The 15,523-nt window shown below is 65.8% G+C and carries 14 protein-coding genes; 7 read left to right on the forward strand and 7 right to left on the reverse strand.

The window, feature by feature from the left end:
- A partial coding sequence (locus CG471_RS12225) for a 2OG-Fe dioxygenase family protein (RefSeq protein ID WP_180275698.1) occupies positions 1-446 on the forward strand: 446 nt, incomplete at its 5' end.
- 76 nt (positions 447-522) lie between these two features.
- Here CG471_RS12225 and gor read toward each other — a convergent pair.
- Entirely contained in the window at positions 523-1,869 is a 1,347-nt protein-coding gene (gene gor, locus CG471_RS12230) for a glutathione-disulfide reductase (RefSeq protein WP_099232047.1), read from the reverse strand.
- A 150-nt stretch (positions 1,870-2,019) separates the two neighbouring features.
- Complete coding sequence (pgi, locus tag CG471_RS12235) at positions 2,020-3,519, reverse strand: glucose-6-phosphate isomerase (protein WP_099232048.1); 1,500 nt, start codon at positions 3,517-3,519, stop codon at positions 2,020-2,022.
- A 189-nt stretch (positions 3,520-3,708) separates the two neighbouring features.
- Here pgi and lepB point away from each other — a divergent pair, with 189 nt between their 5' ends.
- From lepB to CG471_RS12255, 4 genes are all read left to right on the forward strand, one after another.
- Positions 3,709-4,533: a signal peptidase I gene (gene lepB / locus CG471_RS12240; protein WP_010337902.1), complete on the forward strand. Its 825-nt coding sequence runs from the start codon at positions 3,709-3,711 to the stop codon at positions 4,531-4,533.
- The gene (gene rnc / locus CG471_RS12245; RefSeq protein WP_099232049.1) at positions 4,533-5,213 is read left to right on the forward strand and encodes a ribonuclease III; all 681 of its coding nucleotides are present in this window, start codon (positions 4,533-4,535) and stop codon (positions 5,211-5,213) included. The genes lepB and rnc overlap by 1 nt, the downstream gene beginning before the upstream one ends.
- A 204-nt stretch (positions 5,214-5,417) precedes the next feature.
- Positions 5,418-6,311, forward strand: coding sequence for a GTPase Era (gene era, locus CG471_RS12250; protein WP_099232050.1), 894 nt, complete (start codon positions 5,418-5,420; stop codon positions 6,309-6,311).
- Positions 6,312-6,364: 53 nt separating this feature from the next.
- Positions 6,365-7,864, forward strand: coding sequence for an AarF/ABC1/UbiB kinase family protein (locus CG471_RS12255; protein ID WP_099232051.1), 1,500 nt, complete (start codon positions 6,365-6,367; stop codon positions 7,862-7,864).
- 57 nt (positions 7,865-7,921) lie between these two features.
- Here the strand turns inward: CG471_RS12255 and CG471_RS12260 are convergent, their stop codons facing one another.
- Positions 7,922-8,611, reverse strand: coding sequence for a hypothetical protein (locus tag CG471_RS12260; protein ID WP_099232052.1), 690 nt, complete (start codon positions 8,609-8,611; stop codon positions 7,922-7,924).
- Positions 8,608-11,196: a type I DNA topoisomerase gene (gene topA / locus CG471_RS12265; protein ID WP_099232053.1), complete on the reverse strand. Its 2,589-nt coding sequence runs from the start codon at positions 11,194-11,196 to the stop codon at positions 8,608-8,610. Before topA ends, CG471_RS12260 begins: the two co-directional genes overlap by 4 nt.
- A gap of 101 nt (positions 11,197-11,297) precedes the next feature.
- Here topA and CG471_RS12270 point away from each other — a divergent pair, with 101 nt between their 5' ends.
- Positions 11,298-12,209 carry a DUF4253 domain-containing protein gene (locus tag CG471_RS12270; RefSeq protein WP_099232054.1) on the forward strand — a complete coding sequence of 304 codons (912 nt, stop codon included), beginning with the start codon at positions 11,298-11,300 and terminating at the stop codon, positions 12,207-12,209.
- A gap of 21 nt (positions 12,210-12,230) precedes the next feature.
- On the opposite strand, the gene dprA is transcribed toward CG471_RS12270, so the two are convergent.
- From dprA to CG471_RS12285, 3 genes are all read right to left on the reverse strand, one after another.
- Positions 12,231-13,313: a DNA-processing protein DprA gene (gene dprA, locus CG471_RS12275; protein WP_099232055.1), complete on the reverse strand. Its 1,083-nt coding sequence runs from the start codon at positions 13,311-13,313 to the stop codon at positions 12,231-12,233.
- Positions 13,310-13,924 carry a glycerol-3-phosphate 1-O-acyltransferase PlsY gene (gene plsY / locus CG471_RS12280; protein WP_004207251.1) on the reverse strand — a complete coding sequence of 205 codons (615 nt, stop codon included), beginning with the start codon at positions 13,922-13,924 and terminating at the stop codon, positions 13,310-13,312. The genes dprA and plsY overlap by 4 nt, the downstream gene beginning before the upstream one ends.
- 69 nt (positions 13,925-13,993) lie before the next feature.
- Positions 13,994-14,536: a sugar O-acetyltransferase gene (locus CG471_RS12285; RefSeq protein ID WP_099232056.1), complete on the reverse strand. Its 543-nt coding sequence runs from the start codon at positions 14,534-14,536 to the stop codon at positions 13,994-13,996.
- Between the two features lie 99 nt (positions 14,537-14,635).
- On the opposite strand from CG471_RS12285, the gene murI reads away from it, so the two are divergent.
- On the forward strand, positions 14,636-15,439 hold the full coding sequence (gene murI, locus CG471_RS12290; RefSeq protein WP_099232057.1) for a glutamate racemase: 804 nt from the start codon (positions 14,636-14,638) through the stop codon (positions 15,437-15,439).
- The last annotated feature ends 84 nt before the right edge of the window (positions 15,440-15,523 follow it).

The following is a 15,523-nucleotide window of genomic DNA, read 5'->3' on the forward strand; positions in this document are numbered from 1 at the left end:
GGTTCGATCCGGTCGAGGACGCGACGATCGCGCTGCCGGCGACGCAGGCGCTGCTGGCCTTTTGCGCCGGCCATTTCGATCCGGCGTCATCGGGCGACTGGCATGTCGAGATGCACCAGTTCCGGATCGAGGCGAAACCGGGGGAGCTTGGCCGTCCCACGCCCGAGGGCATGCACCGCGACGGCGTCGACCGGGTCTTCGTGATGCTAGTCGAGCGCCGCAACGTGCGCGAGGGCGTCACCCGCATCGGCGCCGCCGATGGCACGCCGATGGGCGAATTCACCCTGGCCCAGCCGGGCGACGCGATGCTGATCGATGACCATCGCATCTTCCACGGCGTAACCGAAATCCACGCCGTCGATCCCCACAAGCCCGCCTGGCGCGATGCGCTGGTGATTACCTTTCAATCCTCCCCGGCACGGGGAGGTGGCATCGCGCAGCGATGACGGAGGGGGCTGGCCGACGGCACGCCCCCTCCACCCCTGGCTTCGCCAGCGGCCCCCTCCCCGCAGGCGGGGAGGATTATTTCAGCAGCACCAGTTCTTCGGCCATGCTGGGGTGCAGCGCGACCGTATCATCGAAATCCTGCTTGGTGAGGCCCGCCTTCACCGCGACGGCGGCTGCCTGCAGGATTTCCGGCGCATCCGGGCCGATCATGTGCAGGCCGACCACCTTGTTGGTGGTCGCGTCCACGACCATCTTGTAGAGCGCCCGCTCGTCGCGCCCGGCCAGCACATTCTTCATCGGCCGGAAGTCGGAGGTATAGACCTTCACCGTGCCATATTTATTCTTGGCCTGCGCTTCGGTCAGGCCGACGCCAGCCAGCGGCGGATGGCTGAACACGGCCGAGGGCACGCAGCTATAGTCGACGGTGCGCGGATTGTTGCCGAACACGGTGTCGGCAAAGGCATGGCCCTCGCGGATCGCGACCGGGGTCAGTTGCAGCCGGTCAGTGACGTCGCCCACCGCATAGATGCTCTCGCAGCTGGTGCGGCTATATTCGTCGACCTTGATCGCGCCCTTGTCGTCGATCTCGACGCCGGCATTCTCCAGCCCCAGCCCGTCGGTGTGCGGGCGGCGGCCGGTGGCAAACAGCACGATGTCGGCCGCGACCGGATCGCCATTCTTGAAGTGGACGCACAAGGTGCCATCCTCCTTCTTCTCGATCTTCTCCATCTGCGCGTTGAAGCGGAAATTAATCCCCTTCATCGTCGAAATCTGGAGCAGGCGGTCGCGGATCTGCTCGTCATAGCCGCGCAGCAGCGTGCCGCCCCGGTTGACCATCGTCACATGGCTGCCGAACTGATGGAAGATGCCGGCAAATTCATTGGCGATATAGCCGCCGCCGACGATGACGATGCGCTTAGGGCATTCGTCCAGATGGAACACCTCGTTGGAGGTGATGCCATGTTCGGCGCCCTCCACCTCGGGGATCAGCGGCCAGGCGCCGGTCGCGACCAGGATGACCTTGGCGGTCACTTCACGTCCGCTGACGAGCTTCACGCTGTGCGGCCCGGTCACCGTCACCCGCTCGGCGATCAGCTCGACCTTATGGCTGTTGAGCGTATTGGTGTAGAGCCCTTCGAGCCGGTCGACATCGGCCAGCACATTGTCGCGCAGCGTCGCCCATTCGAAACCGCAGTCCGGCACATTCCAGCCGAAGCGGCGGGCGTCCTTGAGATCCTCGGCGAAATGCGCGCCATAGATAAGCAGCTTCTTGGGCACGCAGCCGCGGATGACGCAGGTGCCACCGACACGAAATTCCTCGGCCACCGCGACCTTGGCGCCATGCGCGGCGGCGACGCGCGACGCACGCACCCCGCCCGATCCTGCGCCGATGACGAAAAGGTCGAAATCATAATCGCTCATGCCAGTCTCCGCTCGGCGCACATTCTTGGCGGCGGATATGGCGGCTGGACGGCGCAGTTACAAATGGGAATTTTTGCTGCAACTTCCGTTCGCTTCTAGCCTGCCGAGAAGGATTTCCCGACATGCCCGAAGCAAACGGTCGTTATTGCCTTATTCGCCCAGTGCGATCTCGATCAGCGCCATGGTCGAGGGATCAAAACCGGTCGGACCATTGGCCTCGATCGACTTGGCGATCTCCTTGCCCAGTTCGACGCCGAACTGGTCATAGGGGTTGATCCCCATCAGCACGGCATTGGCGAAGGTGCGATGCTCGTAAAAGGCGATCAGCGCGCCCAGGGCATGCGGGTTCACATCGTCCATCAGGATGGTGGTCGACGGACGGTTGCCGGCATAGGCGCGGGCCGGATCGGCGTTGTCCTTGCCGCGCATCAATGCCGCGCCCTGGGCGAAGCAGTTGACCAGCAGCGCGCGATGATGCGCCGGATCGAGCGCATTGCCCGGTTCGATCGAGGCGATGAACTCGACCGGGGTCAGGATCGTGCCCTGGTGCAGCAGCTGGAACACGGCATGCTGCGCATCGGTGCCGACGCCGCCCCAGGTGATCGGCGCGGTCGGCCCATCGACCGGCGAGCCATCCAGCTTCACCGACTTGCCGTTGCTCTCCATCTCCAGCTGCTGGAGATAGGAGGGCAGCAGCGCCAGCCGCTCGTCATAGGCGAACAGGGCGCGGGTCTCGCAGCCCAGCACGCGGGCATAATATTGATCGACGAAGGCGGCGATCAGCGGGATATTCTCGCGCGGATCGGTCAGCTGGAAATGGCGGTCCATCGCCGCCGCACCTTCCAGCAGGCTTTCGAACGCGCCCCAGCCCAGCGCCAGCGCGGCGGGGAAGCCGATTGACGACCAGAGCGAATAGCGGCCGCCCACGCTTTCGGGGAAGGGCAGGATGCGGGTCTCGTCGACGCCCCATTCCATCGCCTTTTCCGGCGCGGCGGTCAGCGCGATCACCTTGCCATAGGGATCCTCGACACCCGCCTCGACCATCCAGTTGATTGCGCTCGCCGCGTTCAGCATGGTTTCGCTGGTGGTGAAGGTCTTGGACGCGATCGCGATCAGCGTGGCGTCGGGGTCGAAGGCGTCCATCGCCTTTTCGAGCGCCGTGCCGTCGACATTGGAGACGATCGCGACATCATAGCGCATGCCGTCGCCGCCCAGCGCATCGACGATCAGGTCCGGGCCGAGCGCCGACCCGCCGATGCCGATATGCAGGATATGCCGGATCGGGCCGAGCGCCTCTGCCTCGATCGCGTCGATCAGCGCGCGGGTGCGATTGTGCAGCGCCTTGGCCAGCGCCACGCTGTCGGCATTGCCGACGCCGCGCTGCGCGGTGTGCTCGGCGGCGCGGCCTTCGGTATTGTTGACCGCCTCACCGGCGAACAGCGCCTCGCGCCGGCCGGTGAAATCCTGTTCCTGCGCCAGCTTCAGGAAGCCGTCGACCAGATCGTCGGTCAGATGGGTCTTGGACCAGTCGAAGCGCAGCGGCCCGTGGCTCAGCACCAGCTTGGACAGGCGGTCGGGATCACTCTCGAAGATGGTCTTGAGTTCAGCTTGAGGCAGGGCGGCAAGGGCCGCCAGTGCGGGACTGGACATGCGGGAGATCCTCTTGGTCGTTGGTCGATATCGACGCTGCACCGGTCGATTCTTCCTCTCCTTATCCAAAAGCGGCACGCATTGCATCGTCCACGCGCTTGACGCGGCGCGGGCGACCCCGCAAAAGCCGCGACAGGCCGCAGTGACACGTCGCAGCGCGGCACGATCTTGAAGGAACATTAGGCAGACATGAGCGCAAAATCGGAAACGCGGGACTTCATCTGGTTCCTCGCCAAGCTGGCGGTGTTCGTCTTCGTCCTGCGCAGCTTCATCGTCTCGCCGTTCAACATCCCTTCGGAATCGATGCAGCCGCGCCTGCTGATCGGCGATTATCTGCTGGTCGCCAAATGGCCCTATGGCTATTCGCGCTATTCGCTGCCCTTCTCGGTGCCGCTGATCCCCGGCCGCATCTTCGCCTCGACACCACAGCGCGGCGACGTGGTGGTGTTCAAGGCGCCGCCGAGCCAGAAGAACGACTATATCAAGCGGGTGATCGGCCTGCCGGGCGACATGATCTCGGTTCGGGGCGGCACCGTCTATCTGAATGGCCAGGCGATCCCGAAGCAGAAGGTCGCCGACCTCGTCATTCCGGTGACGCCCAACATGGAAGATGCCGCGCAGAAGGAAGGCAGCCCCTCCCCCTGCTATCGCCCCGAATTCGAACAGGCCGCGCCGGGCGGTGGCAAGCAGTGCCGCTATCCCCAGTTCCGCGAGACGCTGCCGGGCGGCAAGAGCTACAACGTCCTCGACCTGGTGCCCGATGGCGCCGCCGACGACCGTGACACCGTGCTGGTGCCGCAAGGCCATCTCTTCATGATGGGCGACAATCGCGATCGCAGCGCCGACAGCCGCTTCCCAGCGGTCGAAGGCGGCGGCATCGGCCTCGTTCCCGAGGAAAATCTGGTCGGCAAGGCGCTGGTTTCCGTCTTCTCGACCGACGGCAGCGCCAACTGGCTGCTGCCCTGGACCTGGTTCACCGCCGCGCGCTGGAGCCGGATCGGGGAAGGCTTTTGATGGTGGCTTCGCACAGGCCTGATAGCGCAGCCTGGCTGATCGCGCTGATCGGCCGCGCGCCGATCAACCCCGCCGCGTTCGAACAGGCGCTGACCCATGGCAGCGCCAAGGCGGAAAATTACGAGCGGCTGGAATTTCTGGGCGACCGCATTCTGGGGCTGCTGATCGCCGAATGGCTTTTTGACCGCTTCCCGGCCGAGCCGGAGGGCAAGCTGTCGCGCCGTTTCAACGCACTGGTCTCGGGCGAGACCTGCGCGCAGGTGGCCCGCGCTGCCGGCGTGCCCGCCCATCTGGTGCTGGGCAAGCAGGCCCGCGACGATGGCGCCGCCGACAGCGACAATGTGCTGGGCGACGTGATGGAGGCGCTGATCGGCGCTCTCTATCTGGAGGCCGGGCTGGACGAGGCACGCACATTGGTCCGCCACCTGTGGGGCGACCGGGTCGATACCCAGACCGCCGCGCCGCGCCATCCCAAGTCGGCGCTGCAGGAATGGGCCGCGTCGAACAAGCGCAAGCCGCCCGAATATGTGATGACGGACCGGTCGGGGCCGCACCATGCGCTGCGCTTCACCGTCACCGTATCGATCAAGGGCGCGGGCGAGGCGAGCGCCACCGGCGGCTCCAAGCAGGAAGCCGAAACCGCCGCCGCCAAAGCCCTGCTGGAGCAATTGGCGGGCTAAGCGCTTCGCCGTCCGCCGCTGTTTCCTCAGACGGCGCACTAGGCTACAAGCATGTCATTCCGTCATCCCAGCGAAGGCTGGGATCTCCCTTTCTTCTTACCGGGAAGAAAGAAGCGGGATGCCAGCCTTCGCTGGCATGACGACCTATATTTCCTGAGCAGACAGGCTCAGTGCGAACGGAGTATTTTTTTGGACGTTTCGGACATGAATCAGCGCTGTGGCGTCATCGCCATCGTCGGCGCCCCCAATGCCGGCAAGTCGACGCTGGTGAATGCGCTTGTCGGGCAGAAGGTGGCGATCACCAGCCCCAAGGCGCAGACCACGCGCACCCGCGTCATGGGCGTCGCGATCGAGGGTGAGGCGCAGATGGTGCTGGTCGACACGCCCGGCATCTTCGCGCCGCGCCGCCGCCTCGACCGCGCGATGGTACAGGCTGCCTGGGGCGGCGCGCAGGGCGCCGACCTGATCGTCCTGCTGGTCGATGGCAAGGCTGGCCTTGGCGCCAAGATGGAGCCGATCATCGCTGCGCTGAAAGCCCGGCCGGAACGCAAATGGCTGGTGCTCAACAAGGTCGACATCGCGGTCAAGGAAAAGCTGCTGGTCCATACCCAGCGCCTCTATGAGGAGCTGGAATTCGAGGAGACCTTCTTCGTTTCCGCCGCGACCGGCGACGGCCTGCCCGAACTCAAGACCGCCTTTGCCAACGCCATGCCCGAAGGGCCGTGGCACTTCCCCGAGGATCAGGTGTCGGACGCGACCGACCGCATGCTCGCGGCCGAAATCACCCGCGAACAGCTGTATCACCAGCTCCACGCCGAACTTCCCTATGCCGCCGCGGTCGATACCGAGCAGTATAAGGAACGCGACGACGGTTCGGTCGAAATCCACCAGCAGATCCTGGTCGGCCGCTCCAGCCAGCGCGCGATCGTCCTCGGCAAAGGAGGGCAGCGCCTCAAGGAAATCGGGTCCAAGGCGCGCGCCGAACTGGCCAACCTCCTGGGCGTCAAGGTCCACCTCTACCTCCATGTGAAGGTGAAGGAAGACTGGGAAGAAGACCGCTTCATCTATCGCGACATCGGCCTCGACTGGGTCGACTGATCCACTTCGCTGCACAAGCGAAACATAATCGCCGCCCCGGTCGTTGAGCCATCATGCTCAAGACCATCATGGTGGCCACGCGGGATCGCGCACGACTGGCCGAGATTACCAGCGTCGCGACCCGCTTCGGTTTGGGCATGCTGTTAGCCCGGCTGGGACTGGCGAAAGGCGATGACAGCGCCACCGCCGATCCGCCCGACCTGCCCCGCCGCACCCGGCAGGCGATGGAAGCGCTCGGCCCGACCTATGTGAAGCTGGGCCAGATCCTCGCCACCCGGCAGGATCTGCTGCCCGAGGCGTGGATCGCCGAATTCGGCAAGCTGCACAGCGACGCGCCCACCCTGCCCTTCGACCAGCTTCGCCCACGCCTCGAAGCGGTGCTTGGCGAACCGGTCGAGACCGCCTTCGCCCGCTTCGACACGGCCCCGCTCGCCGCCGCCTCCATGGCGCAGGTCCATCGCGCCACGCTGAGCGACGGGCAGGAGGTGGTGGTCAAGATCCGTCGCCCCGGCATCCGCAAGGCGATGGAGGCGGACCTGCGCCTCATCACCCATCTGGCGGGCATCGTCGAAGCGAGCAGCCGCGAGGCGCGGCGTTTCCAGCCGCAGGCGCTGGTGAAGCAATTGCTCGACACCGTGCTGGAGGAACTGGATTTCACCCAGGAAGGCCGCAATGCCGACCGGCTGCGCGAAGACCTGGCCGACAACCCGGCCGTGCTCATCCCGGCGATCCACTGGACCTATTGCGCGGAAACCGTGCTGGTGATGGATTATATCGACGGGGTGCCACCACGCGACGGCGACGCCTTGCGCGCCGCCGGCATCGATCCGGCCGCGATCGCCGACCTTGGCGCGGCGCTGGTGCTCGACATGGTGCTGGTCCATGGTCGCTTCCATGGCGATCCCCATCCCGGCAACCTTCTCTGCCTGCCCGGTGACCGGCTCGCCTTGCTTGACCTCGGCCTGATCGGCCATGTCAGTGCGCGGCGGCGGCAGGAATTCCTGTCCTTCATCCTCTCGCTCCGCTCCGGCGACGCGCGCACCCTGGCCGACACGCTGCTGCTCTGGTCAAAGGCCAGCGCGCCCGATCCCGGCCGGGTGCTGGACGCCGCCGAGCAACTGGTCGCCCGCCACGGCAGCGGCCCGCTGGTGCTGACGCGCATGGTCGCCGACTTCTTTCCGCTGCTACGCAAGGAGGGGCTGGTGCTGCCGCCCGACCTCGCCCTCATCTTCAAGGCGCTGATCACGATGGACGGGGTGCTGGGCGCGATCCAGCCCGGCTTCGACCTGTCGCAGGCGCTGCAGAAGGCGCGCGGCCGGCTGGTGATGAACCAGGTCGCAGCCGCCCATGCCCCGGAAAAGACCGTCGCCCTGCTGCTCGAACTCTCGCGCATCGCCGACGACGCCCCGCGCCTGTTGCGCGCCCTCACCCGCCGGCTGGAGGCAGACGCAACAGCAGCCACGCCACCATCGCCCGACAATGGCACGAAATGGATCGCCGCCGCCATCCTGGCCGCCGGCGCCCTGATCGCCGCCACGCAATATTTCGGCTAGGCTGTCACCTGTTCCGGTCCGCGCAGCAACGAAGCAGGCGATAAACTGGTCAGCCGATCAGTTCGTCGGCGCTTCATTCTCGGCGATTATCGACAAGGCAAAGTCCCGCGACCGCTGCACCAGCGTGCGGACCGTGTCCGGCCCGTCATAGCCTTCATAAGCCGCGACAAGGATCGCCTTGCCCGCCGCCGTCGTCAGGCAGCCGCCGACGCCGATCGCCACCTGCGCCTGCTGGGTCTGCATCGTCATCGATCCGCCGATGATCGCGCAGCTATCGTCCATCCCCATCGGCACCACCTTGCCGCTGGTCTGGGTCTTGGCGCCGAACAGAGTCTCCATCCCCTTGTCGATCGCCACATTGGTATCGTCCTTGTCCAGGAACGCCTTGAACGCGGGCGTGTCGAACTCCGCTTCCATGAGCTTCAGGAACTGGTCCCGCTTCAGCGTCGCCATCAGCGCCGCGACCGGCGCCTTGACAAGGATATAGCGATCCAGCTTCGTCAGCGTCGCGTCACAGGCATAGAGGGTCAGGACCGTGACATTCTGCGTGTCCATGGTCGCCATCATCTGCGCCAGCGACGCCATCTGCCCCTTAGGCGGGCAATAGCCCTCCGGCACGGTCCAGTGCAGTTCCTTGTCGCCGACCTGGAAGCGCACGACCTCCGGCTCGGCGGCCAGCGCGGGGCTGGCCGCCGACAGCAGCAGGGCGACGATGGCGCAGGCACGCCCCGCCATGGCGCCGATCATGCCTTGGCGGTCTCCGCCTTCTTCTTGGCCGGAGCCTTCTTGGCGGCGGGCTTCTTTTCGCCCGCTTCCTTCTTTGCCGCAGGCTTCTTGGCCGCCGCCTTCTTCGCCGGCGCCTTCTTTCCCTTCTTGGCCGGGGCCGCCGCTGCGCGCGCGTCGATCAGCTGGGCGGCTTCCTCCAGGGTCAGCGCATCCTGCTCGATCGTCTTGGGCAGGGTCGCGTTGGTGGTGCCGTCGGTGACATAGGGGCCATAGCGGCCCGCCATCAGCTTGATCTCCGCCTCGGTGCGCGGATGCTTGCCCAGCACCTTCAAGGGCTCGCGCGACGAACCGCCACGACCGCCCTTGTTGGCTGCATCGGCCAGCTTGGCGACGGCCATGTTCATGCCGACCTCGAAAATCTCGGCGGTCGAGGACAGGCGGCCATATTTGCCGTCATGCAGCAGATAGGGACCGAAGCGACCGATATTGGCAACGATCGGCAGCCCGGTTTCCGGGTGCAGGCCGACTTCGCGCGGCAGGCTCAGCAGCTTGATCGCCCAGTCGAGCGTCATCTCGCCATCGGGCAGATCCTTGGGGATCGACCCGCGCTTGGCTTCCTTGCCCTCGCCCATCTCGATATAAGGGCCGAAACGGCCGGACTTCTTGACGATGTCCTGCCCGGTCTCGGGATGCTGGCCCAGGATTTCGGGACCGGTATCGGCGCCATCGCTACCGCCGGGCTGGCCGAACTTGCGGGTATATTTGCACTCGGGATAGTTGGAGCAGGCGATGAACGCGCCAAAGCGGCCGCCGCGCAGCGACAATTGGCCATCAGCGCAGAGCGGGCAGGCGCGCGGATTGCTGCCGTCCGCCTTGGGCGGGAACAGCATCGGCTCCAGGAACTTGTCCAGCTCGGCCGTGATGTCCGACGGTTTCTGCTCCATGATCTCGGCGGTCTTGGGCTTGAAGTCCTTCCAGAAGGCCTCGAGCACTTCCTGCCACTGGGCGCGGCCGCCGCTGATCTCGTCCAGCTCATCCTCAAGACCCGCGGTGAAGTCATAGGAGACATAGCGCTCGAAGAAGCGCTCCAGGAAGGCCGTGACGAGACGCCCGCTTTCCTCGGCAAAGAAGCGGTTCTTCTCGACGCGCACATAGTCGCGGTCCTTCAGAACCTGCAGGGTCGAGGCGTAGGTCGACGGGCGACCGATGCCCAGCTCTTCCAACCGCTTCACCAGCGACGCTTCCGAAAAGCGCGGCGGCGGCTGGGTGAAATGCTGTTCGGCCGAGACCTTCTTCTTGGCCGGCGCATCACCTTCGCTCAGGCGCGGCAGCAGCTTGCTGTCGTCATCCTCGGCGTCGTCGCGACCTTCTTCGTAAAGGGCGAGGAAGCCGGGGAAGATCACCACCTGGCCGGTCGCGCGCAGCGTGTGGCTGCCGCTGCCGTCGACCATGTCGATGGTGGTGCGTTCCAGCCGGGCCGAGGCCATCTGGCTCGCCAGCGCGCGCTTGAAGATCAGGTCATAGAGGCGCGCATGATCGCCGCCGCCAACCTTGTCGCGATGGAATTCGGTCGGGCGGATGGCTTCGTGCGCTTCCTGCGCATTCTTCGCCTTGGTCTGATATTGGCGCGGCTTTTCGGGCAGATAGCCGCCGTCATAGCGTTCCGCGATCGCCTTGCGCGCGGCCGAGATGGCGCTGCCGTCCATCTGCACGCCGTCGGTACGCATATAGGTGATCGCGCCATCCTCGTAGAGTTGCTGCGCGATCCGCATCGTATGGCTGGCCGAAAAGCCCAGCTTGCGCGCGGCTTCCTGCTGCAGGGTCGAGGTGGTGAAGGGCGGCGGCGGATTGCGGGTGAGCGGCTTGGTCTCGACCTTGTCGACGGTGAAGCGGCCGGCCTCCACGTCTGCCTTGGCGGCCATGGCATCGCCTTCCTTGCCGATGGTCAGGCGGTCGATCTTCTCGCCCTTCCAGCGGACCAGGCGCGCGGTGAAGCCCTGCCCGCCCTGCTCCATCTCGGCCGCGATCGACCAATATTCTTGGGGGCTGAAGCTTTCGATCTCGCGCTCGCGCTCCACCACCAGGCGCAGCGCGACCGACTGGACGCGGCCGGCCGACTTGGCGCCGGGCAGCTTGCGCCACAGCACCGGCGACAGGGTGAAGCCGACCAGATAGTCGAGCGCCCGCCGCGCCCGATAGGCGTCGATCAGATCCTCGTCCAGCGCGCGGGGCTTCGCCATCGCGTCCAGCACCGCCGCCTTGGTGATGGCGTTGAACGTCACCCGGTCGACCGTCTGCGGCAGCGCCTTCTTGGCGCGCAGCACTTCCTGCACATGCCAGCTGATCGCTTCCCCTTCGCGATCAGGGTCAGTCGCCAGGATCAATCGCGTGGCCTTCTTCGCCTCGTCGGCGATGGCCTTGAGCTGCTTGCCCTTGTCGCCATAATTTTCCCAGGACATGGCAAAGCCATTGTCGGGATCGACCGACCCGTCCTTGGGCGGCAGGTCGCGGATATGGCCGTAGCTGGCCAGGACATGGAAATCCCCGCCCAGATATTTCTCGATGGTCTTCGCCTTGGCCGGCGATTCGACAATGACAAGTTGCATGTGGGTCCAGTAGCTGCTTACGCGTGTGTGTGTAAGGTGGGGAGCAAACACGTAACGCGTCAAGCCAATCTAACGACTGGCTCCGTCAACGAATCACCCCCATGACATTTTCGTTCCTAGCGGAGCCACAAATGATGAGGCGGAATTTTTTGGCAGCGCTCATTGCCGGAGCGGCTGCGATCCTGGGCGGAAAGGCACAGGAAGGGCACGCGACAACGGGCCAGGCTGACGGCGGGACACAGGATCGTTCGCCAACGAAACTGGCAGAGATGCGGCAGAAACTACGTGCCGCCCTTCCCTATGAATGCTTCACCGTTGCGGGGGTTGACGCGCTCTCCGAATGGAAACGCCTCCATGACCTGGGCCAAGGCTGGCCAGTCATTATCGGCGATGACGAAGCGCTGGATCGCATCGCGGAGCAATATAGCCTGGATGATCCAGCCATGCTCCCGCAATCAGCACACCCCTCTGCGTCATTGCCCAAAACAGCGGCCGAAATCATCGCTGCGGCGGACGGCGTCAATGTCCCGGGCGCGCTCAGGCAGTTCTGGCAAGATGAATATGGGGACGATGAGGAAGCGGATGCCATGCCTGCAGAAGGTTCATGGCCGAGTTCGACATCCAATGCGCAGCCTGGCTTCACCATCGCCAGCGATGTGCTGACTGGCAAGGCTTTCCCGCGCGTTCACATCCTCCTCATTCCCACCCCCCATTCCTATGAAGTCCCCGCCTATCTGCGATGGGGCAACTGGAATGCCTGCCCGTCTCCGGAAATCCATGTCGCAGCCCTGCGATACTGGCATCACCGTTATGACGCGGAGTTGATCGGGCTAAACGGCGACACCATCAATATGCGGGCATCCCGCCGACCCAGCACGAAGGCAGAGGCTCTCAGCCTTGCTCGCGATCAGTTCTACTATTGCGCAGATATCGTCTATCAGGGCACCGAAACGCTGGCACCATTGGCCGCTGGTCTAATGGATTCCGATTGGTGGTTCTTCTGGTGGGATTGATCACATCCGGGGAGTAATCGTTTACCGCAAGCTGACCCGGCCACCCGCCTGTCGCTCCAGCCCGCCCGCCAGCTCCAGTTCCAGCAGCACCGTCTGCACGATCGCGGGCGACAGGCCTGACAGGCGGATGATCTCGTCCACCGCCACCGCGACCGGCCCCAGCAAGGCGATCACCGCCGCGCGATCGGCATCGGCGACATCGCTCGACACCGGCTGGCCGATGAAGTCGAAGCTGCCCTGCCGCACCATGCGGGGATCAAGCCCGCCGACCGCCTCCAAAATGTCGTCGGCATTCTGCACCAATGTCGCGCCCTCGCGGATCAGCAGGTTGCAGCCCTGGGCGCGGGGGTCGAGCGGCGATCCCGGCACCGCCATCACCTCGCGCCCCGCCTCGGTCGCCAGTCTTGCGGTGATCAGCGACCCGGACTTGGGCGCGGCCTCCACCACCACCGTGCCCAGCGCAAGGCCGGCGATGATCCGGTTGCGCGCCGGGAAATGCCGGGCGAGCGGCTGGGTGCCGGGCGGATGCTCGGTCACCAGCAGGCCGCGCTGCGCCACATCTTCCTGCAAGGCGGCATTTTCGGGCGGGAAGCCGATGTCGATGCCGCTGGCGATCACGCCGATCGTGCCGCTGTCGATCGCCCCGCGATGTGCTTCGGTATCGATGCCGCGCGCCAGGCCGGACACGACCACCGCGCCGCGATCGCCCAGTTGCTGCGCCAATATCCGGGCAAAGCGGCAGGCGGCGGCCGAGGCGTTACGCGCGCCGACCATGGCAATGCAGGGCCGCGCTGCGATTGCGGCATCGCCGCGCACGATCAGCGCCGGCGGCGCGCCTTCCATCTCGGCCAGCAGCGCGGGATAGTCGGCATCGCCCATCAGCAGATAGCGGGCGCCGATCGCGCGGGTGGCGGCAATCTCCCGCTCGATCGCGGCAGCATCGGCCACCCGCGCCTCGCCCCCGCCGCGCGCGGCGAGCATGGGAATGGCGCGCAGCGCTTCAGCCGCGCTGCCGAAGCGCGTGAGCAACTGACGGTAGCTGACGGGGCCGATCCGCGGGGATCGGATCAGGCGGAGACGGTCGAACCGCTCCTGCCCGCTCACTCGGTGGCGGCTTTCTGCTTGGAACTGCCGACCTTGGGCTCCTCGCCCTTCAGCAGCCGGGCAATATTGGCCCGGTGCCGCCACAGCACGATCAGCGCGAGCGCCAGGCTGACCGGCACCAGATCGATCCGGCCAAAGGCGAACATGGCGATTGGCGCGCTGACCGCGGCCGACATGCCGCCGACCGACGACCATTTGGTGCCGAACAGCGCGCCCAGCCACACGACCGCAAAGACGATGCCGGCCGGCCAATACATGGCCGTCACCACGCCCATCATCGTCGCCACGCCCTTGCCGCCGGCAAAGCGCAGCCAGACCGGGTAGCAATGGCCGATGAAGGCCATGGCGCCCGCCATCGGCCCGCCACCATCCACCAGCGCCGCACCGATCAGCACGGCCGCCGCACCCTTGAGCAGGTCGAGCAGCAAGGTCGCCGCCGCCAGCCCCTTGCGCCCGGTGCGCAGCACATTGGTCGCGCCGATATTGCCCGACCCGATCTGGCGCAGGTCGCCCGCGCCGGTGAAGCGCGTCAGCAGCAGGCCAAAGGGGATCGAGCCGAGCAGATAGCCCAGCACCAGGACAAAAGCGGGAAGCAGCCAGGGAGGTGTCATGAAGTTCGCCAGTATGATTTGCGCGCGACCATAGAGTGACAGGCGCAGGAGGCAATGGGCAGTATCGGTTTACCGCACCCGCGCGGGATTGCCGACCACGGTTGCGCCGGCCGGCACGTCGCGTGTCACCACGCTGCCCGCACCGATCAGGGCATCGTCGCCGATCGTCACGCCGGGCAGGATGATCGCGCCGCCGCCGATCCACACATTGCGACCGATGGTGATCGGCACGCCCCATTCGATGCCGGTGGCGCGCTCGGCCGGATTGCGCGGATGATCGGCGGTCAATATCTGTACCCCGGTGCCGATCTGCGTGCCGTCGCCGATGGTCACCGGCACGACGTCCAGGATGACGCAGTTGAAGTTCAGGAACACGCCCGCGCCCAGGAAGATGTTGAAGCCATAGTCGCAGTGGAAGGGCGGCCGGATCGTCGATCCCGCCCCCAGCGCGCCCAGTCGCTCGCGCAGCAGTTCCTCACGTTCAGGCGGCAGGGTCGCATTGAAACGCTGCATCCATGCTGCTGCGGCCAGCTGGTCCGCGATGATTTCCGGGTCGCTCGCATGATAGGGCTCACCCGCAATCATCTTCTGTTTCATGCTGGGCTGCGTCATCCTGTTCTCCTTCGGTCGGCCCGCGAGGTGGCAGCGACCGGCCCGCTTTGCAAGCACCGGGCGTTGACACTCCCGCCCCATGCCGCGACACAGGCGCGCATGACGGTCGCACCAGACGCTCCCATCCTTTTCTTCGATTCCGGCGTAGGGGGCCTGTCCATTCTCGCCCCGGCCCGCGCCGCCTTGCCGAACGCCCCGGTCGTCTATGCCGCCGACAGCGCCGGCTTCCCCTATGGCACCAAGAGCGAGGCGGAGATCGCCGCGCGCGTGCCTGCCCTGCTCGGTCGACTGGTGGAGCGCTATCGCCCGCGCCTTGCCGTCATCGCCTGCAACACCGCCTCGACCATCGCGCTCCCCCATGTCCGCGCCGCGCTCGACATTCCGGTGGTCGGCACCGTCCCGGCGATCAAGCCGGCGGCGCTATTGTCCAAAAGCCGGGTGTTCGGCGTGCTGGGCACCAATGCCACCGTGCGACAGCCCTATGTCGATCGGCTTGCCGCCGAACATGGCGCCGACTGCACCGTGCTGCGCCATGGCAGCGCCGCGCTGGTGCAACTGGCGGAGGCGAAGCTGCGCGGCGAAACGCTCGATCCCGCCATCGCCCGCGACGCGCTGGCAGGCCTGCTCGACCAGCCGGGTGGCGACCGGATGGACATGGTCGTCCTCGCCTGCACCCATTTTCCGCTGGTAGAACAAGAGCTTGCCGCCGCCGCGCCGCATCCGATGGGCTTCGTCCATGGCGGCGAAGGGATCGCCCGGCGCATCGCCTTCCTGACCGATGGCCAGCCCTGGCCGGATGCGCCCGCGCCCGGCATCGCCGTCTTCACCCGCATCGATGACAAGGTCGATGCGCTGCGCGGCGCACTGGCCGGCTATGGCCTCGATCGGATCGATGCGCTCTGAAACAGGGGTAGGCCATTTGTCCAATGGCGAATTCTGTCTTTCACAGTGATAGGGAATTTCGCGTATCGTTGCGAGTGGTTATCG

The organism is Sphingobium sp. IP1 (assembly GCF_002708645.1).
Classification (GTDB): Bacteria; Pseudomonadota; Alphaproteobacteria; order Sphingomonadales; family Sphingomonadaceae; genus Sphingobium; species Sphingobium yanoikuyae.

Coding starts and splice junctions, on each gene's coding strand:
- gor (WP_099232047.1), bottom strand. CDS start 1,869: ATGAGCGATTATGATTTCGACCTTTTCGTCATCGGCGCAGGATCGGGC.
- pgi (WP_099232048.1), bottom strand. CDS start 3,519: ATGTCCAGTCCCGCACTGGCGGCCCTTGCCGCCCTGCCTCAAGCTGAA.
- lepB (WP_010337902.1), top strand. CDS start 3,709: ATGAGCGCAAAATCGGAAACGCGGGACTTCATCTGGTTCCTCGCCAAG.
- rnc (WP_099232049.1), top strand. CDS start 4,533: ATGGTGGCTTCGCACAGGCCTGATAGCGCAGCCTGGCTGATCGCGCTG.
- era (WP_099232050.1), top strand. CDS start 5,418: ATGAATCAGCGCTGTGGCGTCATCGCCATCGTCGGCGCCCCCAATGCC.
- CG471_RS12255 (WP_099232051.1), top strand. CDS start 6,365: ATGCTCAAGACCATCATGGTGGCCACGCGGGATCGCGCACGACTGGCC.
- CG471_RS12260 (WP_099232052.1), bottom strand. CDS start 8,611: ATGATCGGCGCCATGGCGGGGCGTGCCTGCGCCATCGTCGCCCTGCTG.
- topA (WP_099232053.1), bottom strand. CDS start 11,196: ATGCAACTTGTCATTGTCGAATCGCCGGCCAAGGCGAAGACCATCGAG.
- CG471_RS12270 (WP_099232054.1), top strand. CDS start 11,298: ATGACATTTTCGTTCCTAGCGGAGCCACAAATGATGAGGCGGAATTTT.
- plsY (WP_004207251.1), bottom strand. CDS start 13,924: ATGACACCTCCCTGGCTGCTTCCCGCTTTTGTCCTGGTGCTGGGCTAT.
- CG471_RS12285 (WP_099232056.1), bottom strand. CDS start 14,536: ATGACGCAGCCCAGCATGAAACAGAAGATGATTGCGGGTGAGCCCTAT.
- murI (WP_099232057.1), top strand. CDS start 14,636: ATGACGGTCGCACCAGACGCTCCCATCCTTTTCTTCGATTCCGGCGTA.